This is a genomic window from Enterococcus sp. DIV2419 (assembly GCF_051711865.1).
Taxonomy (GTDB): Bacteria; Bacillota; Bacilli; order Lactobacillales; family Enterococcaceae; genus Enterococcus; species Enterococcus faecalis.
On the sequence record NZ_JBIONS010000001.1, the window covers coordinates 2,417,485 to 2,443,196 of the forward strand.

A 25,712-nucleotide genomic window follows, 5' to 3' on the forward strand; every position below is an offset into this window, starting at 1 on the left:
TCTTCACCTCTACTTTTTAAATTCCTGGTACATCCGTCAACGTCCACAATAATTTTGTTTGATATTTCACGGCATCTTTAGGGGTTGACCCTGGTACTGATAGCGCAACATCTTTTGTAACATTAACATTGTGTACCGTATTGGTTTCATCGCGTTCTGCAACAACTTCTACTTTGCCCCAATAAGTAGCCCAGGTTCCTGCACCGGTTCCTTGCTTCGCAGCTGCCACTAGCGATGCGGTTCCTGGAACAAGGGCAATCTTATTTGTTGCCTCTGGTTTCACAACATTTTGCGCATTACTATTAACGGTCGGGTTAGCTAAAGAAATTTGCGCACCTGTCAACTGACTATTTAAAGTCGCCTTTGTTGCTTTAAATTGCTCCTTTTGCGTAACCGTTAAAGACCAACCACTATTGGTTCCTCTATTATCAGAAATTTGCACAAAATTTGGTGTTTCTTTTTGATTTTCTTGATATTGCTGTGCTCTTGCAAAATATACTTGGTCTTTATTCGAAATACGATTTTTCCCAAAGTCAAAACTTGAAGCATAATCAATAGACAGCGGTCCTTGGGTACCAGGATTGGGACCTTCTGGGTCTGTCGGATCAATTGGTTTGACTGGCTTTTCTGGATCGGGATTTTCTGGATCAACCGGCTCTGTCGGATCTACGTTCGGAATAAATTCTACTAAACCATTCGAACGATACTCTTTTGGCTCCTCTGCCTTCGCTTGTAAGGACCAACCAGCAACTGCAAATGTACTGCATAGAACGATTCCTGTGAATTGTTTTTTCATTGCTTTTCTCCTTTATTTAATTATTAGCGGGAGTATCTTCTAATGCCCAAACTAACTTCGTTGAATATTGTTGTGCAAGCTTTACAGATTTTCCGGGAACGAATAGTTGGACAGCTTCTTTATTTGTTGCTTCATTTGAACCAAAGCGATAAACCCAAGTCCCAACACCTGTTTCTTTTTTAGCGTTCATCGCTAGATTATTATTTACACCAGGTGTTAGGGAAATAGTACTACTGACTTCAGTAGGTTTATATTTTTCATCCACCATTGAGGCAGCTTCTGCCTTTGTAAACGTTAATTGAGCGCCGACTAGTTCCTCTCCAGTAGCTGTTTTAAATTGTTCAGGTTGGGAAAGCGTTAGTTTCCATCCTGCTAACGTTCCTCTTTTATCAGTTACTTGTACATAGGTTGGTTTTTTTGAACCATCTTTCATTTCATCTGGCGCAGCATAATACGTTTGATCTGCCGTAGAAATCTTTTGTGTGCCAAATTTAAATTTTGACCCATAATCAATTGATAAAGCACCACCCGTTCCTGGCCCTGGAGGATCAATTGGGTCTACTGGATCAGTAGGATCGGGATTTTCTGGATCAACTGGCGGTGTGATTTCGTTATCGCCTGCTTCAAAAGTAATTGTGCCTTCCGTATTGTATTCTTTCGGAAAAGTTTCTGCTGCTGATGCGTTTATTGCTTGAAACCCTACGCCTAAAAGTATGGTTGCCGATGTAAGTAAAACATTTTTTTTCATTAAATAAGCTCCTTCTCTCGTTTCATTTTATTAATTAAATAAATGACTACCCCCAACAAACTAACTCCTATCAAGGAATACAGTGGATTTTCAGACTCGCCTGTTTTAGGTAAAACTGCTTGTCCAGAAGCAGTTAAATTGTTTCTTCCCTGTTCTTCTGATTGTTGGGTATACGCTATGTCATTTGACTCTTTTTCATTCTCATAAACGTAGGTGCCATAGAAGCTCGCTTGACCATTTGATTCATAATTATTTTCTTCAGCCATAACGCTTTTTGTTTGCAACCCAATGATCAATAGCCCTAAACATACCAAACTAAACCTTTTTATGATTTTCATCTGAATTCCTCCTTCCCCATTTTCAACATTGACTGGCCCAGCCAATAAACATTATATAAAAGAAATATTTATTAGATTTTTTTATTTTTTTCAGACGCTTTTAAAAAATAAAATGGTTTCAGCTAAGAAAGCTTTAAAATCAACACTTTTAAAGACAAAAAAATAAACAAAAAAACTTCAAAAAATAATTTTCGAAGTTTTTTTGTTTATTTTTTTATTATTTTTATACTTCAACCGCTTCTAACAAAGCTAAACGTTCAGCAACTTCTGCTTCTGTTAAATTATATTTTTTTACATAACGGTTGGCAGGATGCTGGCTACATTCTAATGAGCAGCCACCTAAATGTTTATGTTCATTTTCTTCTGAAGTTAAGATTTGACGATTACATTCTGGGTTTGCACAGTTAATATAGCGTTCGCAAGGTGTTCCATCAAACCAGTCTTTCCCAATAACTTTTTTATCAACGTGATTAATTTCGACACTGATTCGGTCATCAAAGACATACATTTTGCCATCCCAAAGTTCGCCACGTGTTTCTGGATTTTTTCCATAGTTGGCGATACCACCATGCAATTGAGCAACATCTTCAAATCCTTCTTTTAATAACCAGCCAGAAAATTTTTCACAGCGAATCCCGCCAGTACAATAGGTAACAATTTTTTTATCCATAAATTGTTCTTTGTTCTCGCGAATCCATTGTGGTAACTCACGGAAGCTACGGATATCTGGGCGCACGGCACCACGGAAATGACCTAAATCATATTCATAATCGTTACGAGCATCGATTACAACAGTGTCTTCGTCTAATAAGGCTTCTTTAAATTCTGCAGGTTCCAAATATTTCCCCGTCGTTTCTAATGGATCAACGTCTTCTTCTAAGTTCAACGCCACTAATTCAGAACGTGAGCGAACAAACATTTTGCGGAACGCCATTTCTTCTGCTGGATCAATTTTAAAGAATGTATCCTTAAAGCGCTCATCTGCTTGCATTGCTTCCATGTACTTTTCTGTTTCTTCGACAGTACCAGATAACGTTCCGTTAATCCCTTCTGTCGCTACTAAAATACGGCCTTTTAAATTTAATGATTTGCAAAAAGCTAGATGCTCTTTCGCAAAAGCTTCTGGATCTTCAATTGTTGTATATTTGTAATAAAGTAATACTTGGTATTTCATCTTGTTTTCCCCTTTTGTATAAAGTCATTCTATCCCATTATACGGTGAATAAAAAAGGGAAAGCGATTATTTTGCTTGTGTATTTACACACAATAAAAAAAGCCTGATAAACGGCGGGAACAGAACCAACACTACGCGTTGCTCCGATCTCAACAACTTCTAAGGTGTTTTCTCGACATGCGTCTCGTCACAGTACACCCTTTAAAAGAGCTACAGCTCTAAGAGTTACGATGTTTCACTGTGAAGCATGAACAGATGAAATCATCGTACCTACTTGGTGAAGGTCCTTCGGAAATAAGCCGAAATTGACTTTCTCACACAAGTGTTCGGCGTATCTTAATCCTTCCAAGTGTTGAGAATCACGAAGAACGTAGTGATTCGATGATGAACAATACCTACTTGGTCTCCAAAAATTAAAGAACACCGGGTAGGTATCATGCAACATCAACTCGTTCCTCGTTGTGTTTTATGACAATTTTCGGAAATTTCTTCTTATTGCTGAGAAACACTATTTGCAAAGCAAATAGATGTTAATCAGTACCTACTTGGTTCTCGGAGCTAAACGGTTCTGTCCCGACCTCTTCTATATACTACTCCTTTTCAGAAGTCGCGGCGAGTTGTTCTTGCAATTCACCTAAAAGTTCAATTTGAATATTTTGGATTTTTACCAAATTTTCTAGTTGATTATTGATAATATAATCCATTTTCTCATGTAATAAATTAATTTCTACTTCTGCTTTTAAGTTAATTTTATAATCATTATTCGCTTGTTCTCTGTCACGGGCTTCTTGTCTGTTTTGACTCATCATAATAATCGGTGCTTGGATAGCTGCTAAACAAGATAAGGCGAGATTTAGCAAAATATAAGGATATTTGTCAAATGGTTGTCCCAATAAAGTGGTAGAGTTAATCACGATCCAAGCAATCAACACGAAGCAAAAGAAGCCAATAAACACCCAGCTACCGCCAAATTTAGCAATGGTATCCGCTGCTCGTTGGCCAAAGGTTAATTTCTTTTCCATCTTTTCATTCATATTATTGGAAATCAGCTTATCTTCTTTGATATGTTGAACCACCAATTCATTCAGTTGTTGGATTTTTTCAGAATCATTTGCGACCAATTGTTTCATGTAATCCAAACGATAATTAAGTAACTCCGCCAATGTAATCATCGATTCAGCTGTCAATTGTGGATTGTTTTGGAGAATAAAAGCTTGCGTTTCCTGTTCTATATCTTGAAGATAAATGTTTTTTTTCGTTGATTCACCAATAACAACTTGTTTATTTTTTGATTGCTTCATCTTCGTCACTCCCTTTGATCGTTCTTCCCTTTATTTTAATATAAAGTCTCTCAGAAGAAACCTAAAAAGGCCTTGGAGTGATCGTTGTTGCTTCTGCTTTAAAATTTAACAGTTAAATTGGTTACATCATGGAACAACGAACCAATTAATTCTTTGTATTTCGCTGGATTCACACAATTAGTTAGCAATATGACCCCGGTTTTCATATCTTTTGAAAATAAAACCAGGGCTTGTTGACCCGCTTCAACGCCGTGTAAGCGTAAATAATTATCATGAACATAGATGCCGCCATGATAAGAACTTTGCTGAGAAGACGTCCATAATTTTTGCAAAAGTGCGGTGGAAACTAAGTGTCCACTCATTAATTGATGTAAGTACCAATACAAATCACCTGTCGTCATATCCACATTCCCAGTTCCAAATTCATGGGCAAAACTAGCTGCGGGAATTGAGAGCACTTGATTATACGAATTGTCTTCTGTCCATTTATAACTTGTTGAATTATTGGGTTGTTCCAATAAGGTTTCATAGAAGCCAAAATTCTTTAAACCAGCCGTTTTGTGATAAAGATTATTAAATAATTCTTGATAGGTACGTTGATACATTTTCTCTAACATTCCTGCTAAAAGGACAAAATTTACTGGGGAATAATTGTATTTTCCTTTATTGACTTGAATGGTATTTTGTTTAACAAATTGAATAATTTCTTCATCGGTAACGATATTATTAGGCATTGCTGATAACTTTAAACCGCTTGTCATATTCAACATATCGCTAATCGTAATATCCTCAGCACCTTGAATTTGCGGATAAAACGTAGCGAGTTTTGTATCTAATGTAAGTTTACCTTCTTCAATCGCTTTTAAGATCAAGGTTGTGGTAAAAGATTTTTGAATTGAGCCAATCTGAAACCTTGTGTTTGGCGTATTGGCTTGTTGCTTTTCAAAATTGGCAAAGCCATATCCTTTATTTACTAAAACCTGATCATCTTTAATGATCAAAGCCGAACCAATATAATTTGTTTCTTGAATTTTTTGATCAAGTTCGCCACTATCTGGTGCAACTATTTCTTTCGTTAAATTCGCATAATTATCACTTCGGCGATCTTCTTCCAAGACCACTTTCGATTCTTGACTAACTTGTGAATCTCTAGTGAAAAAGAACGTTTTTATTAAATAACCACTACCACCAATCACCACCAACAAACATACTATAAAAAGCCAATTCACTCCTCCATGTCTTTTCTTTGCATGTCGTTTACGCATACTGCTTACCTCCGCCTATTCTATTAACAGCATTATCATACGCTATATTTTCATGAAAATTACAGATTTCAGTAAAATTTATAAAACTTTCAACTTTTATAAAAAACAGCTTGGCACCGGAATCTAGATTGATTCTGGTGCCAAGCTGTTTTTTATTTACTTTCTTGCCCCATCACAGCAAAGTAATTATCATCGTTATCTGCAAAATTAAAAACTAAGCCTGTTGGCAATTGAACCATTTCACCGACAGTAACCCCAGCCTCTTGCATTTTTTTATAGAGACCAATGATATCATCGCTAGCAAACATTAGAGAAGGGGTATTCCCCGCCACTTCTGGTGAATGTTTTTGAATAAAGGCCAAATCATATAAAACAATAATCGTCTCTGCCGATTCACTTGGTGCAATTTCTACCACCAATGTACCGTCAACTTCCTCTCTTTCCTTTTCAACAAAGCCAAACGTTTGCCAAAATTGACTAGATTCCTCAACATTATTCACATATAACATAATCTTTACTTGGTTTGAAAACATTCCTTCACGTCCTTTTGAATTTAGTTAACAACTTATTATATACGTTCTTTTAAATAATTACTGCACTTTCGCTTAAAATTCAAAAAAAGTGTTTGAGCAAGACATTGCTCAAACACTTTTCGTTTTATTGATTTAGATATTTGCATCTAAGACAACGTCGCGATCATTTAAGACATCACGATCTAATTCATGAATACGAGCACTTGTTAACACGCCTGCAACCATACTATCGTTAACGTTAACAGCTGTCCGCGCCATGTCAATAAGTGGTTCAACTGAAATTACTAAACCAACAATTGCAACTGGTAAGTTCATTGCGCCTAAAACGATTAGAGAAGCAAAGGTTGCTCCGCCGCCGACACCGGCTACGCCAAATGAACTGATTGTGACAACTGCTACTAACATTAAAATAAATTGTAAACTAAAGACATCAATTCCAACAGTTGGTGCAACGATGGTTGCTAACATAGCTGGATAAACGCCGGCACAACCATTTTGTCCAATAGATAAACCGAAACTACCAGCAAAGTTTGCTGTGGCATCATCGACACCTAATGCTTTGGTTTGTGTTTCAATATTTAATGGTAAAGCGCCTGCACTTGAACGAGAAGTAAAAGCAAAGCTCAAGACTGGAAAAACTTTTTTTAGATACGTAACTGGGTTGACTTTTAAAGTAATTAAAATCAACATGTGAATGGCAAAAACAATAATTAAGGCCACATACGATGCCAACACAAATTTACCTAAGTTAATAATCGCAACAAAATCACTTGTTGCTACAACATTAATCATTAACGCTAACACGCCATAAGGGGTCAAGCGTAAAACTAAGGTAACAATTCGCATGGTAATTTTATATAAACTATCAATTAAATTTGCAAAAAATTCAGCTTCTTTTGGCGCTTTACGACGAACGCCTAAATAAGCGACACCAACAAACGCAGCAAAGATTACCACCCCAATGGTACTCATTGGTCGTGTGCCCGCAAAGTCAGCAAAGACATTTTTAGGAATGAATGAAACGATTTGTTGGGGAATCGTCAAATCTTGAATCGCATCTTGACGCGTCGCTAACTCGGCAATTCTTGACGTTTCTGCAGCACCTTGCGTGAATTTTGCCCCTTGAAGGCCAAACGCTAAGGTTGTTCCAATCCCCACCAAGGCAGCTACTGCTGTTGTTCCTAGTAAGGTGGCTAACACATTAAAGCTAATTTTTCCTAATTTATTGGATTCTTTCATTTTTGTAAATGCACCTACGATAGATACAAATACTAACGGAATTACGAGCATTTGTAGAAACGCTACATAACCATTACCTACAATCCCGATCCATTCCATTGATTGCGTAGTAATTTTACTGTCTGTACCAAAAGCAAATTGAATAATTGCACCTAAAACAATCCCCACGCCCAATGCTGAAAAGACACGTGTTGAGAATTTTAAATGTTTCTTTTGCATTTGGTAGAAACCGAATAACACAGCAATAAATGCAAGGATCACTAATACAGTGATGAATGTTGTCATTTTAGTTCCTCCCTATGTTTTTAATGACAAGTACATCAAAGGAAGTAAAGGTTCCCGGTACTCACTCTCCAGTAAATACCCTGAAAACAGCAAACTGTTTCCAGTGATAGTTCTATTGTACCTTATTTTATAGCAAATAGTGGGATAATTTGCTTACTTTTTGATAGAAAATAACCGTTGTGATAGTTTAAAACTATCACCAAGCGTTGTTTTACTAGTCACTGTAAAAATAATTTGTTTTTTGTCCTCTTTCTTTTAAGCTGACGTGGTATACTTAGTTCTAGGAGGTGTAAGCGTATGCAAAAAATTTGTTGGATCCTTTCTGTCAACCGTGATGGAGCAATGTTGTATGTTGGGAGCCCTGCAAATGGAGGTCCTTGGCTCTTTTCAAACAAAGAGCAGCAAAACATCAAAGCCTTTTTTCAACCAACCTATGAAATTGACTTTATCAGTTATGATGTTCTTTCAGAGGAAGTACCAGAAGCTGCGTTCATTTTGTACAATGAAATGCTCGCTCCCTATCTTCCCGAAAAAATCACCAAAGTTGGTCAGCCGATTGCTTATGTGGATATCGCTACAAAAAATTATGAACAGTTTAAAAAAGCTTTGGTTGCTAAATCTTCACAAGAATAAAAACAGCGTTTGTAACGGAATCCGTTATAAACGCTGTTTTTAAAGGTTACGCTTCTTCTGATTGTTGAAAATTCAATTGAACACCTGGACGATCCAGAGCAATTTCAGTTACTTCATAAGATAAACGTTCGACGATGCTAAATAAAGGACGCACAAGTTCATCGACTTCTTCTTGCGAAATATCTTCTTGTTTTTCAATTTTACGATCAATAATGTGATTAATTTGGCTAATCGCCCCTGATAAAACAAATTCGTCAAAGACAATTCGAAATTCTAAGCGAGCAACAAGTGCTGAGCTATTTTCTGGATAATTTTCTTCTTCTACTTCAATTGGTGAAAAACTGACACGTAAATCTGTCTCTACTTCTGAATCAGGTACTCGCATATCATAGTGATACGCTTCAACAATTTCTTGTTGGCGTTTAATTTCCATTGTTTTTTCTCTCCTTTTTTAACAAGATATTCCCCTTTTAGAATATCCAATGGTTTCTTTTCTCAAGTATACCACAAGTCCGAAAGTTGCCTAGACCAAAAAACACAGAAGGTCAGACTTTTTTGATAAATTGATTTTGGCAGTTTGAACAAGTGACTTTGATTGTTCCTCGTCCTTTCGGCGCACGTAATGACTGCTGACATTTTGGATATTTAAAATAACGATACTCTTTCTGAGTCAGGTGTCGCTTGCGAAAAGCATGAACCTTTTGCATTAGGCGTTGTTTTCGAAGAATAAACCGTTGATTTTCATTCAATCGCGGGTGAATATGTTTTGAAAAAAAGCGATAATACACGTAGGCGACTGTGATTAAAATCAATAACCGAACCCAAAGATAGCCAGTAAAAATATTGATGAGCGCCAGCACGACACTTGTTAGCAACAGCGTTCGATTCAATTCATCGAACCGGGCATAACGTCCTTGTAAAAATCGTTGCGCTTTTTTGCGCCAACGTAGAATGCGTTCAAACCAAATTTGGCTCATTTATCTTCCTTCTTTCGAGCATTATTTTTTGAATAAATGATTGATTTGCAGAAACTTTCAATCAAAATTTACACTTACTAAGTCCAAATTTTGAACAACTGTTGGTTATTTTCGATGGTATACTTCTAGAGAAGTCAGGTCAACCGATGAATGACTTCGTTGATAATAGCTACCGCTATTTTATACAAACTTAAACTGTCGATGGATAGATTATCCGATTTTAACTTAGGGGAAGGTTAAAATCCGATTCTATAATTTAGCACTACACTCCTTTATTTAGTAGCAACTTTAGCCTATCTATCCACATTTTAAGTCAAAAAGAAGCAAGTCCGGACTTGCTTCTTTTTATTTATCTTTCTAATTCTTCAATTTTCTTCTCAATTAACGCCAAGACATATTGACACGCTTCAGGATCTTCGACAAAATCATATTTATCGCCATCAATTTGAATTTTAGGACTTTCAACATAGTCTTCATACCATTGATCATAACGCTCGTTCAACATTTGATAGTAATCATACAACGTTGGATCTGTCTCAATTTGTTCATAAGGACGGCCACGTTTTTTGATGCGTTCCAACATTTTGGGAAATGAAATACGAATGTGAACTAACAAATCAGGTCTTTTTTTATGCGCAGCATAAGGCAATTCTTGGAGCATATTTTGTAATAAGTCATCGTACACTTTGACCTCTGTTTCGTTGGCACGACCTAAATCTGCATTTAAATGAAAAAGTAATGAATCTTCATAAATCGAGCGATCCAATACATTATTTTCATGCGTTAATGCTTGTTTAATACTATCAAAACGTTTATTTAAAAAATAAATTTGTAATAAAAACGCGTACTTTTCCGGTTCCGCATAAAATAAAGGTAATACCTCATTATCATCAACTGATTCGTAAAAGGCTTCTGAACCTAAACGGTTTGCAATTAAAGCTGTTAAACTAGATTTACCAGCGCCAATCGTACCTGCTAAAACAATCACTGCCATCGAACTCCCTACCTATTTTTTTCCATTTTATTTTTTATCTTCAACCAATTAAACATACCAAAAATTGAGTTAAAAGTATACATACAATACATAACAAATATCGCATAATCACCACCAGCGTGCGTCCCTGCTCGGAACCATAACAAAATTGAAAAAATATTTCCTAGTAGCCAAAACACGAATTGCGATTGATAACGTTTAATCATCAATAACATCCCTGTCGCTGAAACACTGAACGTGATTGCATCTAATGTTTGTTGCGCATCATTTACAAAACCTAACAAAATATATGCAGCCACGCCAATGAGCAGCCACGTGAAAAAAGCATACAACCACTGAATACCTTTTAAAACTTTTACTTCGGTTACTTGACCCGAGCCATCCTCGCTAGCACGAAGCCAAGCATAGAGCCCTGTAATGTCCATAATAATATAGAAGCTTTGTAAAAGAACTTCCGCATATACCCGTGTCACTAACCCAAAATAGCCAATAATCACTGCACTGATTAACCCAAAAATGTAATTGCTGACTTTTCCTTGGGCAATTAAATTCACACAAATGATGCCGGCTAAACCACCTACTAACGTAATCCAATTCGATGGATTGATAGCAAATGCAATCAACTGTACCCCCACCATCAAAGCTAAAAACAAGTAACTTCTCGTTTCCCAACCTTTAAAATCATTCACCAAAAAATTCTTATTCACAACAAATTTCCGACCTTCCTAAAACCAAACTTTTCTCTGTTGACGTCTCAATAAGAGTACTCCGTTTTAAAAAACAAGTCAATCAGATTTCGGAATAAAAAGAAGATTTTAATACTATATATTGATCAAAAAAATAAAAACACACTACATATAGTTATTTCGTAAGCTTTCTGGTATCCTTTATTGCCACAATATTTTCTTCATCTTGCTTTAATCTTCTATGTATTCATGGATTTGTTTCCATCTAATGATTCCTGCGGCAGAACCCTTTACGACGGTAGCGCTCCAAATTAATGTTGCGAAAGCGGAAGCAATCGTACATATTTATGCTTCAAACACAGCCATCGTTCACTCTTTTTATTGAAATGCTTAAAAATTGACGGCCTTATTTCTCGAATCTGGCCACTTATTAACTTATTACATGAAAACATTCGCCTAAAAAAGCAAAAAAAACGACTCACCTAAATAATCGACCTACAAACAATTCCTTTCATTTGTAGGTCGATTATCTTTATTAGGTTTGATACAGATATTTCGCCATTCCTAGTTTCCCTTTACTGCTCATCTCTATTTATTTTTTTACTGTTTGCCAACAGCTCGTTGTCTGAAAGTACTATCCGTCCTTTGGTACTTTGTTCAAAGCTGTAAGCTTGCTCAAATAACGTTTGCTCATTATTGGCAGTTTGTGTAAAAGTCAGCCCATAAGGTTGTCCTTCACTGTTTTTCGCCAAAGGAACCGTCAATTCAGGATATCCTGCCACGGCACTTAAACCCGTACCTTCAGAATCAATAAAAGCATATCCGTCTAATTGTTGTTTTTTTAGCAACGCATCAAACGTTTGCTGTGCTTTTTTAATGGTTGTTTGAATGATTTCTTTATCTGGTTGTTTCTTTTTAACATCTGCTTCTAATAAATCTTGCCCATACTTGGCACGAACCTTTTTATCTTGTTGATTATACGCAATTAGTTCCTCCAGTGTTTTAAATGGTAAGTCATAACGTTTCGCAAATTCTTCCAATGCAAACTTAAATTCATTGGAAATAACTTTCCCGCCATCAATCCCTTCCATGTCTGGCGTTACCGGAATCACTTCTGCTCCAGCTTTTTGGAGGGCCTTTTTAGCAGTCGCAAATTCTTCTTCAGCACTTGGCATTTCTAGCAACCCAATGCGTTGACCTTGTAAGTTATTTTTAGTAAATTTCGTTGAATCAATGCTCGGAACCGTGTCTTTCTTAAACGCATTATAGCCTTGCGCAGCATCAACGACACTTCGGGCAATCGGGCCAACTGTATCTAATGACGGTGCCAATGGCAAAACACCTTCGCCACTTACTGAACTGTGGGTCGGTTTAAAACCAACCACTGATTGATGAGAAGCGGGGGAAACAATCGATCCCATCGTCTCAGTGCCTAAAGAGAAGGCGCCGATATTCATCGTCACACTAGCCCCACTCCCAGAACTTGAACCTGAAGGTGTTATTTTGAGCGGCCCATAAGGATTAAGTGTTTGTCCATGTTTGGAACTATAGCCACTTGGTGCTTTCATTGACATATAATTCGCTAGTTCAGATAAGTTTACTTTTCCTAAAATCAAAGCTTGCGCCTCTGTTAACTTCTTAACTACTTCCGCATCTTCCTTAGGCTTGAACGTGCGTAAGGCATAAGCTCCTGCACTCGAAATCATGTTGGTCGTATTTATATTTTCTTTCAAAGTCACAGGAATACCATACAAAGGCTTCTTCGGTGTTTGAGAGGCTTGCTGGTCAAATGCCTTGGCTTCCTTAATTGCTTGCGGATTGATTTCAGAGATGCTGTTCATGCCATTATCTATTTGATCGAACTGTAAAATACGGTCCAAATAAAACGCCGTAAGTTCTTCATAGGTCAATGTTCCTTCGGCAATCGCTTGCTGTAATTCAGTGATATTTTTTTCAATAATCAACGGTGCTTTGGTCCGAGCTTTTTGTACATCTGTTTCTTTTAATTGGTCTTCAATCGTTTTAACGATTCTCTCTTGATTGTACATTGCTGGGGTTTCTGCCTCAGGAGTGAACTTTTTGAGTATAAACCAATACGCTGCAGCGCCTATTATGACTAACAAAACAGCAATTATTCCGATTACTTTTAAAAATTTAGACATTTTTATCCTCCTATACCATTTAAAGATTATCTTACTATGTTTATTTTTGCATGACAACTAACAGTTTTGTTCGTTAAAAAGACAAAATAGAGAGTAGGACATCCGTCAAAACGACCGATGTCCTACTCTCTAACGATTAAGATAGTCCGCTAAATGCGTTTGTTTTAGTCTTTTGTGAAAGTTAAATACTGAGAATTTATTGTGTAATTCGTGTACCACTTTCTCCTTTGATTGCTTCCGAAGCTAATTCTAAAAGCCCGATAATCGCCTGGCGGTTTGGTTTACTTTCTGCAAAACTGATGGCCGCTTCTACCTTAGGTAACATACTACCTGGCGCAAATTGATTTTCTTCTATATATTGTTGCATTGCCGTAACCGTAACATCGGTCAAAGCTTGTTGATTTGCTTGACCAAAGTTAACAAAAACATGTTCCACTGCAGTTAATACCACAAAAACATCTGCTTCAATGAGTTCAGCCATTTTTGCTGCCGCAAAGTCTTTATCAATGACTGCATCTACACCATGATAGACTGGACCATCATAGGCAATAGGAACCCCGCCACCACCACAAGCAATTACGATCTGTCCTGCATCAACAAGTGTTCGCAAGCTAACTTTTTCGTAAATATCAACTGGTTTTGGTGAAGGAACTACCCGTCGCCAGCCTCGACCCGCATCTTCTTGATAGACGTTCCCAGTTTCCGCCATCAACTGTTTGGCTGTTTCTTCGTCATAATAACCACCAATTGGTTTTGTTGGTTTTGTAAACGCTGGGTCTTTTGGATCCACCACGACTTGTGTAATTAACGTAACAACTGGTTGTTCCCCTAAATTTCTGGCTACTAGTTCTTCATCAATTGCTTGTTGTAAATGATAGCCAATATAGCCTTGGCTCATTGCTGTGCATTCAGGAAACGGCACGACATCTTCTGGAGATTGACTCATTTCCTCAAAAGCTAAGCGAATTTTGCCAACTTGTGGCCCGTTGCCATGAGCAATCACCACTTGATGGCCTTGTTCAATTAAATCAACAATGGATTTTGCAGCGGTTTGTGCTTTTGCCAATTGTTCTTTCGAAGAATTTCCTAACGCATTTCCACCTAATGCAATCACTATTTTTGACATCTGTTTCCCTCCTAGCGCTTTGGTTCTTGTTGTGTGATACAGTGAATATTGCCGCCCCCATAAACAACTTCTACCGTATTAACGCCGACAATTTTTTTATCTGGGAACATCGTTTGAACTTGCTCTAAAGCCAAACGATCATTTTCATCACCATACTGTGGCACAATCACGCCATCATTTGTAATTAAAAAGTTCATATAGGATGCGATACAAATATCGCCATCTTCTCGTGGCATGGTTCCTTCCACGAAATCAATTTTGAAGGAGCCTTTAATGGTTACATTTTTGACAGGACAGCATAATTTGTGGACTTTTAATTGGCGTCCTTTAGCATCAGTCATTTTAAGCAAACGTTGATACGCATCTTGTGCCGCTTCATAAAATGGGCTATTTTGATCTTCGGTGTAAATACAAGCCACTTCACCAGGTGCAATAAAACAAGCTACATCATCCACATGACCATTGGTTTCTTCTGGGTCAATTCCATCACCTAGCCAAAGAACTTTTTCAACATTTAAATAGTCGCATAATTTTTGTTCGATTGCTTCTTTTGAAAGTTGTGGATTTCGACCTTCACTTAATAAGCACATTTCTGTAGTCAAGACTGTTCCTTGTCCATCTACGTGGAATGAACCGCCTTCTAAAACAAAATCATCTGTACGATAAGAATCTACATGCTCAATTTCACAAATTTTTTGTGCAACCAAATCGTCTTGGTCCCAAGGGAAATATAAACCATCTACTAATCCCCCCCAAGCATTGAATGTCCAATCCACACCACGGATTTCTCCATGGTCGTTAATGACAAATGATGGTCCACAATCACGAACCCAGGCATCATTGTTTGACATTTCGTAAACCGTAATTTCTGGCGGCAATTGGCGACGGCAATTTTGAAATTGTTGTTGAGAAACCACCACATTCATCGGTGTAAATTGACTAATTGCTTTGGCCACATTAGTAAAAGCTTCTTGGACAGGTTTACCACCATCACGCCAATTATCCGGTCTTTCTGGCCAAATCATCCAAACTTTCTCTTGTGGTTCAAATTCTCCTGGCATTCTAAAGCCATCTTGTTTAGGGGTACTTCCTACAATTCGTTTAGCCATTTTCTTTCGTTCCCTTCTTAATTTTTTTCACGTAAATAATTACTTCACCAAACAGAATAAAAATGATTGCCCCAATTGTGATTGGTAATTTTTCATTTAATGCTGCGGGACTAAAATCTAAAGGCACTGCTGTGAAAATCAGTGAAATAATAATCATAATCATTGGTAAAACCACTAAAACTTTTAAAAATCCTGGTTTTCCGTTAACTTTAAACGGACGTGGTGTATCGGGATCAATTTTTCTAAGCTTATAAAAAGCTGGGAAAACTGGGATATACGATAACAAGAATAGGACGACATTCAAGGAGAAAAAGGCCCAGAATAAATCTTGATTAGGTAAAATTGGTGCTAATACAATGACCACCGATGCCACAATGCCATTCATCAAAGCAGCCCCAATTGGCATGTCATTTTTCTTACTACGTTTTTCAAAAAATTTAGGCATGTCACCATTTTCAGCAGCATAACAAGCTGTATTATTGACTCCTAATGACCAAGAAATCATGTTTCCGAACAACGTAAGAAGGAATAGGAAAGCCATCAACATAATGAACCAACCTTCTGTCGAGCCTGTCAATAGTTTAAAGCTATCCATCATACCACTGCCGGTACTAATTTGATCGGTGGGAATCGCTACCCCAATTCCAAAGGCTGAAAAAATATAAATGGCCGCAATGACTAACCCCGCTGCTACAATAGCTTGTGGAATTTGCTTCTTAGGATTTTCCATATCATCTGCAAACGTACAGATGACTTCAAACCCTAACAAATTAAAAATGATTACAGAAATAAAAGATAAACTCCTTAAGTCAAACGTTGGCAGCATTGATTTCAAGGTAAATTCATTGGCAACACCTTTCGTCAAGGCTACATACAATCCTAGCCCACCAATTAAGACAGCTAAAACCATCTTGATTACGGCAGCTCCATTTAGAATCCAGATACTGTCGCTGACTGGATAAAAACTAATCCAAACCACAATCCAAGTAAAAATTAATTCAACAATAATCATCATCGGTGTTGAAAACTTAATACCTGTAATTGTCGTTAATAGTTCTGGCGTCATAACGGCTAATGAAGCTAGCCACAATGGATAATTAATCCAATAATACCAAGAAACTCTGGCACCCCAACGATGACCATATGCTTTGGTCACCCAATCATAGATGCCCCCTTCACCAATATAAGTTGTTCCTAATTCTGATGAAATTAACCCATATGGCAATAGGAATGCAATTAATAAGAAAATCCACCAAAAAAACTGAGAATTACCAATTGCAGCAACAGGCGCCGCTGCTTCAGCAACGAAAACCACACAGATGACTGATAAAATGGCACTCGTTAAACTAAATTTCTTTTTCCCCTCCATGAAGACTCTTCCTCTCTTTATAAACTGTCCACTGATTCATTTTTTCAATCAGTGGACAGTTGGCCGTTAAATGCTTTGAGTGTCTAAGAAAACTTCTAGTTCTTTTTTCGCTTCTGCTTGCTTGATTAAATCATAAGGATTTTTTGCTTCATAATCATTCATAAGATATACTAATAAGCCACGAATAGATGTTAAACGGTTTTCTGCTTCATCGAAACAAATAGAATTTTTACCGTCAATCACTTCATCAGTTACTTCTTCCCCACGTGTTGCTGGTAAACAGTGCATGAATTTACAATTGGCACCTGCCCGATCCATCATTTCTTGATTCACTTGATATTTTGGATAGAAAACCTTCATACGTTCTTCTTCAGATAATTCCGCTTCGTACAAGCCATACCAAACATCCGTGTACAAGAAATCAGCGCCTTCAACAGAACTTGCATCATCTGTGACCAAAAAGCTACCGCCTGAAACTTCACAATTTTTTGCTAATTTCGCTTGATGCTCTTCATTTAATTGGAAGCCTTCTGGACCGAAGTGAACAAAATTCATGCCCATTTTTGTTGTGATTAATCCTAAAGAAAAACAAACTTGTGTTGCATCTCCGACAAAGACAACTTTACAATCTTCTAATTTTTTGCCTTCTGGTAAATGCTCAACCATGGTACACAAATCACCTAATTCTTGGGTTGGATGATTGTAATCAGACATACCGTTAATGACTGGGATGGTAGCACAATTAGCTAAATCAACAATACTATGGTGACGTTCCACACGAGCCATCAAAATATCTACTAAACGTGACAATACACGGCTGGTATCTTCAATCGTTTCATGTCCCCCTAATTGAATTTGACCAGGTGCTAAATATTCGCCATGTCCACCTAATTGTTCCATTGCAGTTTCAAAAGATACTCGTGTTCGAGTTGAAGATTGTTGGAAAATCATTCCTAAAGATTTGTTTTTTAACAGTTGCGGATAATACCCATTTTTAATCGCTTCTTTAATTTTTAATGATAAATCGACTAAATAGTGCATTTCCTCTTTCGTATATGTTTCTGTTGTAACGTAATCTCTTTTCATGATGTGTTCCTCCTAAAAGTTGTTTTTGTTTACACATCGACTTTACCAAGTTTAGCGAAGAGTTTACTATCCACCAAAAGTTAGAAAACGCTTTCTTTTTCGGCGTTATTTTTCATTAAAAAAAGTTTATTTATGGTTATAAACCGTTGGTACACCAGGGGTTTATAAAAGTTTAGGCGGATTTCTCTCTAATTTCTGACCAATCATAGATTTGAAAATGGTATAATTATTTTGAAAAATCATTCACTTAAAATAAAAGATGAAAGGGGTTTCCAATCGTGACATTTGTTTTTATTTATAACATCTTGTTGATTATTTTATATTCGTTTACTTCAACCTTTACCTTAAATCTTTACTTGAAAAATAAACAACCGATTTTTTTATTGCTTCTCTTTTTAATGGTTATTTTTATTTGTGACAATGTGATTGTTTATATGACTGAGTTCATTAATTCGTTTGCAACCGAATATAATCAGACCTTTATGACCGCACCTTTTTTAAAGACCATCATTTTTATTTGTTGTAATTTTGCCTATCTGGCTATTATCAATACTATTAGTGGGCGTCCTTTTAAAAATTATCAATTTGTCTGGTTATTTTTAATTGGTTTATGGATGCTAGCTATTCCATTTTCACAAAATTCCGCCTTAAAAGTTTGGTTGTACTATTTACCCAATCAGCTATTTTTAATTTACCTTGGTTTCTATGCGCTCTATCAATTACGAATAGATCCTTTATCAGCCCTTGCGAAAAAATATCTTCGTTTTATTGGTTGGCTAAGCATTGGTTTCGGTGTGGCGATTCTTTTGGAAGATACCTTCGTTATTTTTAACATTGACCAATATTCTGATATTGTCTTTAAAATTAACAACCGAAACGTTTCTGAAGATATTTATACAATCATTCTCTCCATCGCCATTATCTACTTCTGTAATCATGATTTTCCTCTGTCGGTTCTTGAAAAAGACGCTGCTAAATTGGAAGAAAATCAATCAGATGAACCCGTACTTTTGGCGCCTTTTTGTGATGCCTATCAATTAACGCAGCGAGAACGAGAAGTGCTTTCGTTACTTTTAGAGTGCAAAACAAATCAAGATATAGCCAACGAACTATTCCTATCAATCGGGACAGTAAAAACACATATCCACAATATTTTCGTTAAATTAGAAGTAAACAAAAGAGCAGAAGTTTTTGTCAGTTATCAACTTTTTTCTCAACAACAAACTGAACATTTAGCGAGATAATCAAAAAGGAAGCCTCCGTGATCGGTGGCTTCCTTTTTGATTAACTATTTTCTTGTACTTGTCGAACTCTCTTTTCAATTTCTTGAAAGTTAATAATTTTAGCTTGGCGATGAATTTCTTTTCCTTCATAGTATAAGATAATGGTCGGTGCAGAAAAAGCATTTAATTGTCCAATTATTTCTGGACTTTTATCAGCTTCTGCAATGTATGTAGGAAATTCATATTTTGTTGCAATTTTTTCGACAATCGGTTTATCAACTGTACAAACACTACAATTTTTTGCTGTCAAAAAGACGGCTTGTAGACGATTGTCTGTAATTTTTTCTTCTAATTCTTCTAATGTTGTTACATATTCCACTGAATATTCCTCCTTGTCTTTTGTCTAAAATAACAGATTTACTAGCAAAATAACAACTTATTTGTTTGGCTAGGAATGCTTTAACAAAAAAGTTGTCGCCCATTTCATTAATGGGCGGCAACTTTTTACTGATAACCGCTTATTTATTAAAAATTTTAGGCCCTTTGCGCATGTTTTTACGATCATTTTTGGGAGTTTCCATTTTTTTAGAACGGCCACCGCCTTGTTTCTTTTTAATTAATTCTAACATTTTTTCTTTTTCATTCATTTAATCCACCGCCTTTGTTAATAACGTGACAGATTCAATGTGGGTCGTTTGTGGGAAATTATCCACTGGTTGAATTTCTTTTGCTTCATAGCCACCTTCTGTTAATAATGCAATGTCGCGAGCGAGTGTGGCTGGATTACAGCTGACATAAACAATTCGTTCAGGTTGCGTTTCAATTAATGTGTTTACTAATTGACCATCTAACCCTTTCCGTGGTGGATCCACCACCACAACATCTGGTTGCAAGCCATTTTCAACTAATTTTGGCAATAATTCTTCCGCTAAACCAGCCGTGAAAGTGGCATTCTCAATGTTGTTTAATTTAGCATTATTTTCTGCATCTTTGACCGCTTCTTCAATTACTTCAATACCGTAAACTTGCTTTGCATCTTGGGCTAAAGTTAAGCCAATCGTCCCAATCCCACAATAGGCATCCACCACAATTTCATTGCCTGTTAAAGCCGCATACTCTTTGACTTTTTGATACATCACTTCTGTTTGTTGTGGATTTACTTGATAAAATGAACGCGCGGAAATTTCAAATTTCAAATCAAAAATAGTATCTGTAATTTTTTCAGACCCATGTAATAAGATGGTTTCGTCGCCAAAAATGACATTGGTTCGTTTTGGATTTACATTTTGTACAATGCTGACTACTTCCGGAATAGCTTCCAAAATATCTGGCACAATTTTACTAATTGGGAATAATTTCGGTGTTCTCGTAATTAGAACAACCATCATCTCCCCAGTATGGTAGCCACGACGAACGACAATATGGCGTAAGTTCCCTGTATTATCAGATTCGTTATAAGGTTTTACGCTATATTTACGCATAATGTCACGGATTTTAACAATTGCTGCATCAATTTCGGGGTCTTGAATATAGAAATGTTCCATCGGAATTAAATCATGGCTATTTTTCCGGAAAAAACCTGTTTGTAGTTGGTTGTCAATTTTACGCACGGGAATTTGTGCTTTGTTCCGGTAATGCCACGGATCGTTCATCCCAATTGTTGGTAAAACAGGGACTTCTGGCAATTTAGCGACACGTTGCATAACATTTTCGACTTGTTGCGTTTTAAATGATAGTTGGGCGCCGTACGCTAAATGTTGCAACGGACTAATCCCGACTTTTGTAAAGTTTTCATCTTTCACGGGCACACGCTGTTCACTGCTTTTTAGGACAGTCAATACTTTCCCATAACCAAAACTTTTGCCTGTTTTTAAGACTTTGATTTCAAGTTTTTCACCTGGTAAGGCATTTTCAATAAACAATGGATAATGGTCCACTTTTGCCACGCCTAAACCTTCATGCGTCAAGTCAATGATTTCTACTTCAATGACGTCATTTTTCTTTACTGGATAATTTTTCATAAGTCGCTCCTTCTTTTTATACACTTCACTCATTCTAATGAAAATACCTAAGAAAAGCAACAACGAATTTTCATGGCAATTTAGCAATTCCGTTTGAGCTTTTTGGGTAAATAAAAGAATGAGACCCTTTCCCTTAGTCAAAAAATAGCCAATGAAAGATCTTATAAACTAAATCTTTCATTAGCTATTCACGGACTACCTAGTGCTTTTCTTTTTCGGCAATCTTTCCATCGCCATCAATATCTTCGTCTGTTAGTCGTTCAACTTCTTTGACAAATTCTTTGCTGGCTTCGTTATATGCTTCTTCCTCTTCGTCTTCTGATTCTACGACAATCTCATCGCTACCAGTTAAGACAGAACCCATAATTGCATTGGACGGCAGTGCATCACCATTTGCAAAAATTTCAATGTGTTGATGCATATTTTTAAAGGTCATTGGAGCATCGCCTCCATATTCACCATCTAAATTAATCATCATTTTATTGTTCTTTTCTAACGTTTCTGCATGTAAATAGCTGGTCTTTGTATAGATTAGTCGATGATCTTCAACATGCTTTCCACCATTTAACATTAACGCAACTAAATGAAGAATCTCAAAAATATTGGCTGTTTTTACAATGATTAATGAAAACTTACCATCATCTAATTTAGCGTCTGGTACGATTTGCTCGAAACCACCCACCGAGTTAGTCAGCCCTAGGAAAAACATTGATGCGTTGCCTTCGTAGACACCTTCATCATATGTCATGCGCATTTTAATCGGCTTCACTCGCGGCAACATTTCGGCTCCTTTGGCTAAGTACGCTAAGTAACCAAAAATACTTTTCAACTCTGACGGAACTTCATAAGTCAGTTCCGTTAAATGACCACCCGCCGCAATATTGATAAAGTAATTTTTGCCGGCTTGGCCAATATCCATTTTGACAGTTTGATTTTTTTTAATCACTTCTGCTGCCTTAACGATATTATCACGAGGAATCTTCAAGGCCCGTGCATAGTCATTCGTCGTTCCAGCAGGAATAATGGCCATTTTAGGGCGCCGCTTCAACGGAGCAATCCCATTCACGACTTCATTAATGGTCCCATCTCCACCTGCAGCTACTAGTAAATCAAATCCTGCACGCGCAGCACGATGTGCTTCATTGCGTGCCGAATTTTCTTCTGGTGTGGTCGCAAATGCACTGGCTTCATAACCACATTCTTCTAAAATAGATAAAATATCGGCTAAGTTCTTTTTGATTAACTCTTTGCCTGACGTTGGATTATAAATCACTCTAGCTTTTTTCATGGTTTGCCTGCTACTTTCTTATCGTTTTGAAAGCTCTTCTTGCAATAACTTGTTAACCACACCTGGGTTTGCTTGTCCACGAGTTGCTTTCATAATTTGTCCAACAAGGAAACCAACTGCACGGTCTTTTCCGTTTTTAAAGTCATCAATTGATTGTTGGTTGTTGTCTAAAACTTCGTTAATCATTGGTAATAATTGCGCTGGATCAGATAATTGAACCAAACCTTTTGCTTCAACAACTTCTTTAGCGTCTCCACCGTTTTCAATTAACTCTTTGAACACTTTCTTCGCAATTTTCGAGCTGATTGTGCCATCGTTAATCAAAGTAATCATACCCGCTAGATTTTCTGGTGTTAGTTTAGTATCGGCTAATTCAACTTTTTCACTGTTTAAGTAAGCAGAAACTTCGCCCATTAACCAGTTTGATGCTTGTTTCGCATCTGCACCGTTTGCTAAGGTTGCTTCAAAGAAATCTGACATTTCTTTCGTTAAAGTCAAGACCATTGCGTCGTATTCAGGTAAACCTAATTCACTGATATAACGGGCACGACGTGAGGCTGGCATTTCTGGCAAACTAGCGCGAACTTTTTCAATCCATTCATCATCAATTGAAAAACGAGGAACATCTGGCTCTGGGAAGTAACGGTAGTCACTTGAGCCTTCTTTAACACGCATAAGCAACGTTGTACTAGTTGCTTCATCAAAGCGGCGTGTTTCTTGTTGAATTTCGCCACCAGATAATAGGACTTTGGCTTGGCGTTTTTCTTCATAAGCTAAACCTTTTTTTACAAAGTTCATAGAGTTCAAGTTCTTTAATTCCGCTTTAGTACCAAATTCTTCTTGACCATACGGACGTAAAGAAATATTGGCATCACAACGCATAGAACCTTCTTCCATTTTCACATCAGAAACTTCTGTAAATTGGATAATTGAACGCAACGCTTCTAAATAAGCATACGCTTCTTCTGGTGAACGCATGTCTGCTTCAGAAACGATTTCAATTAAAGGCGTGCCTTGACGATTCAAGTCTACATAAGAATAGCCATCTGTGCCGTGAATATTTTTCCCAGCATCTTCTTCTAAATGCACCCGTTCAATGCGAATTTTTTTCTTTTTGCCTTCGACTTCAATTTCAATCCAACCATCATGTCCGATTGGTTGATCAAATTGAGAAATTTGGTATGCTTTCGGGTTATCTGGGTAAAAATAGTTTTTACGGTCAAAATGTGTTTCTTTTGAAATTTCACAGTTCAAGGCAAGTGCTGCTTTCATGCCAAATTCTAAGGCACCTTTATTCATGACAGGCAAAACACCTGGGTAACTCCAGTCAACCACATTTGTGTTGCTGTTTGGTTCTGCTCCGAAATGCGCTGGCGCAGAGGAGAAAATTTTAGAGTTGGTTTTCAATTCTACGTGGACTTCTAATCCAATGACAGTTTCAAAGTTCATTAATCGTTCCCCCCTAAAATGACTGGTTTTTTCGTATGGAAATCTGTCGCTTGTTCAAAAGCATAGGCTGCTTTATACATTGTATGTTCGTCAAAATGTTTTCCAATAATTTGTAAACCAACTGGCAAGCCTTCTGAGAAGCCTGCTGGAATGGACATGCCTGGTAGTCCTGCTAAGTTGACAGGAATGGTTAAAATATCATTCATATACATTGTGATTGGATCATTGATGTTTTCCCCTAGACCAAAGGCAACTGTTGGTGTGGATGGGCCAATGATTAAGTCATAATCCGCAAAGACATTCTCAAAATCTTGTTTGATTAGTGTACGGACTTGACCAGCCTTTTTAAAGTGCGCATCATAATAACCAGCACTTAAAGAGAAGGTTCCTAACATAATCCGACGTTTAACTTCTGTTCCGAAACCTTCAGAACGTGAATTAACATAGACATCTTCTAGATTTTGGACATTTTCGGAACGGTAACCATAACGAATGCCATCAAAGCGTTGTAAGTTTGAACTTGCTTCTGAAGAGGCAATAATATAATAAACCGCTACGCCGTATTTAGAATGTGGCAAACTAACTTCTTCCACCGTTGCTCCTAAAGATTTAAATGTTTCTGCTGCTTTTAATACCGCTTCACGAACATCTGGGTGTACCCCTTCACCTAAGTATTCTTTTGGTAAAGCAATTTTCATGCCTTTGATGTCGCCAGTTAAATCTGCCGTAAAATCAGGAACAGAAACGCCTGCAGAAGTGCCGTCTTTTTCGTCATAACCACTAATTGCATTTAAAGCTAAGGCATTGTCTTTAACATTTCGTGTCAATGGACCAATTTGGTCTAAACTTGAAGCAAAAGCAATCAAGCCAAAACGAGACACACGTCCATAAGTTGGCTTCAAGCCCACAATACCGTTGAATGCGGCTGGTTGGCGGATACTGCCACCTGTATCGCTCCCTAAAGAAACTGGGACTTGTCCGGCTGCGACAGCAGAAGCTGAACCACCAGAAGAACCGCCAGGAACTTTGGTTTGATCCCAAGCATTTTTTGTTTTCTTGAAGTAAGACGTTTCCGTACTTCCGCCCATGGCAAATTCATCCATGTTCAATTTTCCGACTGGAATCATATCTGCTTGATAGACTTTATCCATCACGGTCGCATCATAAATTGGGTCAAAATTGTGTAACATTTTTGAGCCAGCTGTTGTTAAAATATCTTTTGTGACAATGTTGTCTTTAATCCCAATTGGAATCCCAGCTAATGGATTACTTTCAGTGATGCCTTTTAAGTCAATCGCTTTGGCTAATGCCATTGCTTTTTCTTCACTAACTGTGATAAAAGAACCTAGTTGTTCTTCTGTATTTTGAATACGATTTAATGTTTCTTCGGTTAAATCAACTGCAGTGATTTCTTTTGAGACCAATAAATCATGTAACTCTGTTAACGATTTGTCGTATAATTTTTCCATTAGGCTCCTGCCTCCCCGTTATCCATAATTGCAGGCACTTTAATGTAACCATTCTCTGATTCCGGAACATTCCGCATTAATTCTTTACGGTCCATTCCTGGTGTCGCTACGTCTTCACGCATGACATTGATTGATTCATTCACATTTGAAGTAAAAGGAACCCCTGTTGTATCTACTTCTTCTAGTAATTCCACCATATCAATAATTTTATCTAGTTGATTGGTAAAGTCCGCTAATTCTTCTTCGGAGAAAGATAATTTTGATAATTTAGCGACATGTTTGACTTGTTCTTCTGTAATTGCCATAGATACCCTTCTTTCTATCATTTACTGAAATTTTCATTTTCAGATTAATCAATTGGATTGTATTTCTTTAAACAGCTTAGCACAGCTGCTCACTCTGTTCCCATTCTACCATAAAATGGTCGGATATTTTAGATGA

The 25,712-nt window shown here is 37.2% G+C and carries 26 protein-coding genes; 2 read left to right on the forward strand and 24 right to left on the reverse strand.

The window, feature by feature from the left end; translation table 11 throughout:
- Positions 1 to 16 precede the first annotated feature (16 nt).
- From IGI97_RS11340 to IGI97_RS11375, 8 genes are all read right to left on the reverse strand, one after another.
- Positions 17 to 796 (reverse strand): WxL domain-containing protein, encoded by a 780-nt coding sequence (locus IGI97_RS11340; protein WP_002355607.1) that lies wholly within the window; start codon positions 794 to 796, stop codon positions 17 to 19.
- A 16-nt stretch (positions 797 to 812) separates the two neighbouring features.
- Complete coding sequence (locus IGI97_RS11345) at positions 813 to 1,544, reverse strand: WxL domain-containing protein (RefSeq protein ID WP_438738654.1); 732 nt, start codon at positions 1,542 to 1,544, stop codon at positions 813 to 815.
- Entirely contained in the window at positions 1,544 to 1,927 is a 384-nt protein-coding gene (locus IGI97_RS11350; RefSeq protein WP_002364792.1) for an LPXTG cell wall anchor domain-containing protein, read from the reverse strand. The genes IGI97_RS11345 and IGI97_RS11350 overlap by 1 nt, the downstream gene beginning before the upstream one ends.
- 178 nt (positions 1,928 to 2,105) lie before the next feature.
- Positions 2,106 to 3,056, reverse strand: coding sequence for an oxygen-dependent tRNA uridine(34) hydroxylase TrhO (trhO, locus tag IGI97_RS11355; protein WP_002364795.1), 951 nt, complete (start codon positions 3,054 to 3,056; stop codon positions 2,106 to 2,108).
- 590 nt (positions 3,057 to 3,646) lie between these two features.
- The gene (locus IGI97_RS11360) at positions 3,647 to 4,357 is read right to left on the reverse strand and encodes a DUF1003 domain-containing protein (protein ID WP_002355601.1); all 711 of its coding nucleotides are present in this window, start codon (positions 4,355 to 4,357) and stop codon (positions 3,647 to 3,649) included.
- Between the two features lie 98 nt (positions 4,358 to 4,455).
- Complete coding sequence (locus tag IGI97_RS11365; protein WP_002355600.1) at positions 4,456 to 5,622, reverse strand: serine hydrolase domain-containing protein; 1,167 nt, start codon at positions 5,620 to 5,622, stop codon at positions 4,456 to 4,458.
- Between the two features lie 152 nt (positions 5,623 to 5,774).
- On the reverse strand, positions 5,775 to 6,155 hold the full coding sequence (locus IGI97_RS11370) for a VOC family protein (protein ID WP_002363195.1): 381 nt from the start codon (positions 6,153 to 6,155) through the stop codon (positions 5,775 to 5,777).
- A gap of 132 nt (positions 6,156 to 6,287) precedes the next feature.
- Positions 6,288 to 7,679 carry an L-cystine transporter gene (locus IGI97_RS11375; RefSeq protein WP_002355598.1) on the reverse strand — a complete coding sequence of 464 codons (1,392 nt, stop codon included), beginning with the start codon at positions 7,677 to 7,679 and terminating at the stop codon, positions 6,288 to 6,290.
- A 297-nt stretch (positions 7,680 to 7,976) separates the two neighbouring features.
- Between IGI97_RS11375 and IGI97_RS11380 the strand changes: the two genes are divergently transcribed.
- Complete coding sequence (locus tag IGI97_RS11380) at positions 7,977 to 8,312, forward strand: hypothetical protein (RefSeq protein WP_002355597.1); 336 nt, start codon at positions 7,977 to 7,979, stop codon at positions 8,310 to 8,312.
- A 46-nt stretch (positions 8,313 to 8,358) separates the two neighbouring features.
- Here IGI97_RS11380 and IGI97_RS11385 read toward each other — a convergent pair whose 3' ends face one another.
- The 9 genes from IGI97_RS11385 to ptcA all read right to left on the reverse strand — a co-directional run bounded on the left by IGI97_RS11385 (position 8,359) and on the right by ptcA (position 17,821).
- The gene (locus tag IGI97_RS11385; protein WP_002358717.1) at positions 8,359 to 8,745 is read right to left on the reverse strand and encodes a DUF1149 family protein; all 387 of its coding nucleotides are present in this window, start codon (positions 8,743 to 8,745) and stop codon (positions 8,359 to 8,361) included.
- A gap of 112 nt (positions 8,746 to 8,857) precedes the next feature.
- On the reverse strand, positions 8,858 to 9,289 hold the full coding sequence (locus tag IGI97_RS11390) for a hypothetical protein (protein WP_438738656.1): 432 nt from the start codon (positions 9,287 to 9,289) through the stop codon (positions 8,858 to 8,860).
- 349 nt (positions 9,290 to 9,638) lie between these two features.
- Positions 9,639 to 10,283 carry a deoxynucleoside kinase gene (locus IGI97_RS11395; protein ID WP_438738658.1) on the reverse strand — a complete coding sequence of 215 codons (645 nt, stop codon included), beginning with the start codon at positions 10,281 to 10,283 and terminating at the stop codon, positions 9,639 to 9,641.
- Between the two features lie 8 nt (positions 10,284 to 10,291).
- Positions 10,292 to 10,990 carry a nicotinamide riboside transporter PnuC gene (pnuC, locus tag IGI97_RS11400; RefSeq protein WP_002355593.1) on the reverse strand — a complete coding sequence of 233 codons (699 nt, stop codon included), beginning with the start codon at positions 10,988 to 10,990 and terminating at the stop codon, positions 10,292 to 10,294.
- 554 nt (positions 10,991 to 11,544) lie between these two features.
- Positions 11,545 to 13,131, reverse strand: coding sequence for an amidase family protein (locus tag IGI97_RS11405; protein ID WP_002361263.1), 1,587 nt, complete (start codon positions 13,129 to 13,131; stop codon positions 11,545 to 11,547).
- Positions 13,132 to 13,327: 196 nt separating this feature from the next.
- The gene (gene arcC, locus IGI97_RS11410; RefSeq protein WP_438738660.1) at positions 13,328 to 14,257 is read right to left on the reverse strand and encodes a carbamate kinase; all 930 of its coding nucleotides are present in this window, start codon (positions 14,255 to 14,257) and stop codon (positions 13,328 to 13,330) included.
- Positions 14,258 to 14,268: 11 nt separating this feature from the next.
- Complete coding sequence (aguA, locus tag IGI97_RS11415) at positions 14,269 to 15,366, reverse strand: agmatine deiminase (RefSeq protein WP_002364800.1); 1,098 nt, start codon at positions 15,364 to 15,366, stop codon at positions 14,269 to 14,271.
- Positions 15,359 to 16,735: an APC family permease gene (locus tag IGI97_RS11420; RefSeq protein ID WP_002355588.1), complete on the reverse strand. Its 1,377-nt coding sequence runs from the start codon at positions 16,733 to 16,735 to the stop codon at positions 15,359 to 15,361. The genes aguA and IGI97_RS11420 overlap by 8 nt, the downstream gene beginning before the upstream one ends.
- 66 nt (positions 16,736 to 16,801) lie before the next feature.
- Positions 16,802 to 17,821 carry a putrescine carbamoyltransferase gene (gene ptcA, locus IGI97_RS11425; protein WP_002355587.1) on the reverse strand — a complete coding sequence of 340 codons (1,020 nt, stop codon included), beginning with the start codon at positions 17,819 to 17,821 and terminating at the stop codon, positions 16,802 to 16,804.
- Between the two features lie 398 nt (positions 17,822 to 18,219).
- Between ptcA and IGI97_RS11430 the strand changes: the two genes are divergently transcribed.
- Entirely contained in the window at positions 18,220 to 19,065 is an 846-nt protein-coding gene (locus IGI97_RS11430) for a helix-turn-helix domain-containing protein (protein ID WP_438738820.1), read from the forward strand.
- Between the two features lie 40 nt (positions 19,066 to 19,105).
- On the opposite strand, the gene IGI97_RS11435 is transcribed toward IGI97_RS11430, so the two are convergent.
- The 7 genes from IGI97_RS11435 to gatC all read right to left on the reverse strand — a co-directional run bounded on the left by IGI97_RS11435 (position 19,106) and on the right by gatC (position 25,576).
- Positions 19,106 to 19,423: a thioredoxin family protein gene (locus IGI97_RS11435; RefSeq protein WP_002355583.1), complete on the reverse strand. Its 318-nt coding sequence runs from the start codon at positions 19,421 to 19,423 to the stop codon at positions 19,106 to 19,108.
- 139 nt (positions 19,424 to 19,562) lie between these two features.
- On the reverse strand, positions 19,563 to 19,691 hold the full coding sequence (locus IGI97_RS11440) for a hypothetical protein (RefSeq protein ID WP_002355577.1): 129 nt from the start codon (positions 19,689 to 19,691) through the stop codon (positions 19,563 to 19,565).
- Positions 19,692 to 21,065, reverse strand: coding sequence for a 23S rRNA (uracil(1939)-C(5))-methyltransferase RlmD (rlmD, locus tag IGI97_RS11445; protein WP_002355574.1), 1,374 nt, complete (start codon positions 21,063 to 21,065; stop codon positions 19,692 to 19,694).
- Positions 21,066 to 21,264: 199 nt separating this feature from the next.
- Positions 21,265 to 22,353: a diacylglycerol kinase gene (locus IGI97_RS11450; protein ID WP_002355572.1), complete on the reverse strand. Its 1,089-nt coding sequence runs from the start codon at positions 22,351 to 22,353 to the stop codon at positions 21,265 to 21,267.
- An 18-nt stretch (positions 22,354 to 22,371) separates the two neighbouring features.
- The gene (gatB, locus tag IGI97_RS11455; protein WP_002358703.1) at positions 22,372 to 23,802 is read right to left on the reverse strand and encodes an Asp-tRNA(Asn)/Glu-tRNA(Gln) amidotransferase subunit GatB; all 1,431 of its coding nucleotides are present in this window, start codon (positions 23,800 to 23,802) and stop codon (positions 22,372 to 22,374) included.
- Entirely contained in the window at positions 23,802 to 25,271 is a 1,470-nt protein-coding gene (gene gatA, locus IGI97_RS11460; RefSeq protein ID WP_048737364.1) for an Asp-tRNA(Asn)/Glu-tRNA(Gln) amidotransferase subunit GatA, read from the reverse strand. Before gatA ends, gatB begins: the two co-directional genes overlap by 1 nt.
- Positions 25,271 to 25,576, reverse strand: a complete 306-nt coding sequence (gatC, locus tag IGI97_RS11465; RefSeq protein WP_002355569.1) for an Asp-tRNA(Asn)/Glu-tRNA(Gln) amidotransferase subunit GatC — start codon at positions 25,574 to 25,576, stop codon at positions 25,271 to 25,273. Before gatC ends, gatA begins: the two co-directional genes overlap by 1 nt.
- Positions 25,577 to 25,712: the final 136 nt, after the last annotated feature.

What these genes read in the sequence shown, in the direction of transcription:
- IGI97_RS11340 (WP_002355607.1), bottom strand. Translation starts at nt 796, where the DNA reads ATGAAAAAACAATTCACAGGAATCGTTCTATGCAGTACATTTGCAGTT.
- IGI97_RS11345 (WP_438738654.1), bottom strand. Translation starts at nt 1,544, where the DNA reads ATGAAAAAAAATGTTTTACTTACATCGGCAACCATACTTTTAGGCGTA.
- trhO (WP_002364795.1), bottom strand. Translation starts at nt 3,056, where the DNA reads ATGAAATACCAAGTATTACTTTATTACAAATATACAACAATTGAAGAT.
- IGI97_RS11360 (WP_002355601.1), bottom strand. Translation starts at nt 4,357, where the DNA reads ATGAAGCAATCAAAAAATAAACAAGTTGTTATTGGTGAATCAACGAAA.
- IGI97_RS11365 (WP_002355600.1), bottom strand. Translation starts at nt 5,622, where the DNA reads ATGCGTAAACGACATGCAAAGAAAAGACATGGAGGAGTGAATTGGCTT.
- IGI97_RS11370 (WP_002363195.1), bottom strand. Translation starts at nt 6,155, where the DNA reads ATGTTTTCAAACCAAGTAAAGATTATGTTATATGTGAATAATGTTGAG.
- IGI97_RS11375 (WP_002355598.1), bottom strand. Translation starts at nt 7,679, where the DNA reads ATGACAACATTCATCACTGTATTAGTGATCCTTGCATTTATTGCTGTG.
- IGI97_RS11380 (WP_002355597.1), top strand. Translation starts at nt 7,977, where the DNA reads ATGCAAAAAATTTGTTGGATCCTTTCTGTCAACCGTGATGGAGCAATG.
- IGI97_RS11385 (WP_002358717.1), bottom strand. Translation starts at nt 8,745, where the DNA reads ATGGAAATTAAACGCCAACAAGAAATTGTTGAAGCGTATCACTATGAT.
- IGI97_RS11390 (WP_438738656.1), bottom strand. Translation starts at nt 9,289, where the DNA reads ATGAGCCAAATTTGGTTTGAACGCATTCTACGTTGGCGCAAAAAAGCG.
- IGI97_RS11395 (WP_438738658.1), bottom strand. Translation starts at nt 10,283, where the DNA reads ATGGCAGTGATTGTTTTAGCAGGTACGATTGGCGCTGGTAAATCTAGT.
- IGI97_RS11405 (WP_002361263.1), bottom strand. Translation starts at nt 13,131, where the DNA reads ATGTCTAAATTTTTAAAAGTAATCGGAATAATTGCTGTTTTGTTAGTC.
- arcC (WP_438738660.1), bottom strand. Translation starts at nt 14,257, where the DNA reads ATGTCAAAAATAGTGATTGCATTAGGTGGAAATGCGTTAGGAAATTCT.
- aguA (WP_002364800.1), bottom strand. Translation starts at nt 15,366, where the DNA reads ATGGCTAAACGAATTGTAGGAAGTACCCCTAAACAAGATGGCTTTAGA.
- IGI97_RS11420 (WP_002355588.1), bottom strand. Translation starts at nt 16,735, where the DNA reads ATGGAGGGGAAAAAGAAATTTAGTTTAACGAGTGCCATTTTATCAGTC.
- ptcA (WP_002355587.1), bottom strand. Translation starts at nt 17,821, where the DNA reads ATGAAAAGAGATTACGTTACAACAGAAACATATACGAAAGAGGAAATG.
- IGI97_RS11430 (WP_438738820.1), top strand. Translation starts at nt 18,220, where the DNA reads ATGGTTATTTTTATTTGTGACAATGTGATTGTTTATATGACTGAGTTC.
- IGI97_RS11440 (WP_002355577.1), bottom strand. Translation starts at nt 19,691, where the DNA reads ATGAATGAAAAAGAAAAAATGTTAGAATTAATTAAAAAGAAACAAGGC.
- rlmD (WP_002355574.1), bottom strand. Translation starts at nt 21,065, where the DNA reads ATGAAAAATTATCCAGTAAAGAAAAATGACGTCATTGAAGTAGAAATC.
- IGI97_RS11450 (WP_002355572.1), bottom strand. Translation starts at nt 22,353, where the DNA reads ATGAAAAAAGCTAGAGTGATTTATAATCCAACGTCAGGCAAAGAGTTA.
- gatB (WP_002358703.1), bottom strand. Translation starts at nt 23,802, where the DNA reads ATGAACTTTGAAACTGTCATTGGATTAGAAGTCCACGTAGAATTGAAA.
- gatA (WP_048737364.1), bottom strand. Translation starts at nt 25,271, where the DNA reads ATGGAAAAATTATACGACAAATCGTTAACAGAGTTACATGATTTATTG.
- gatC (WP_002355569.1), bottom strand. Translation starts at nt 25,576, where the DNA reads ATGGCAATTACAGAAGAACAAGTCAAACATGTCGCTAAATTATCAAAA.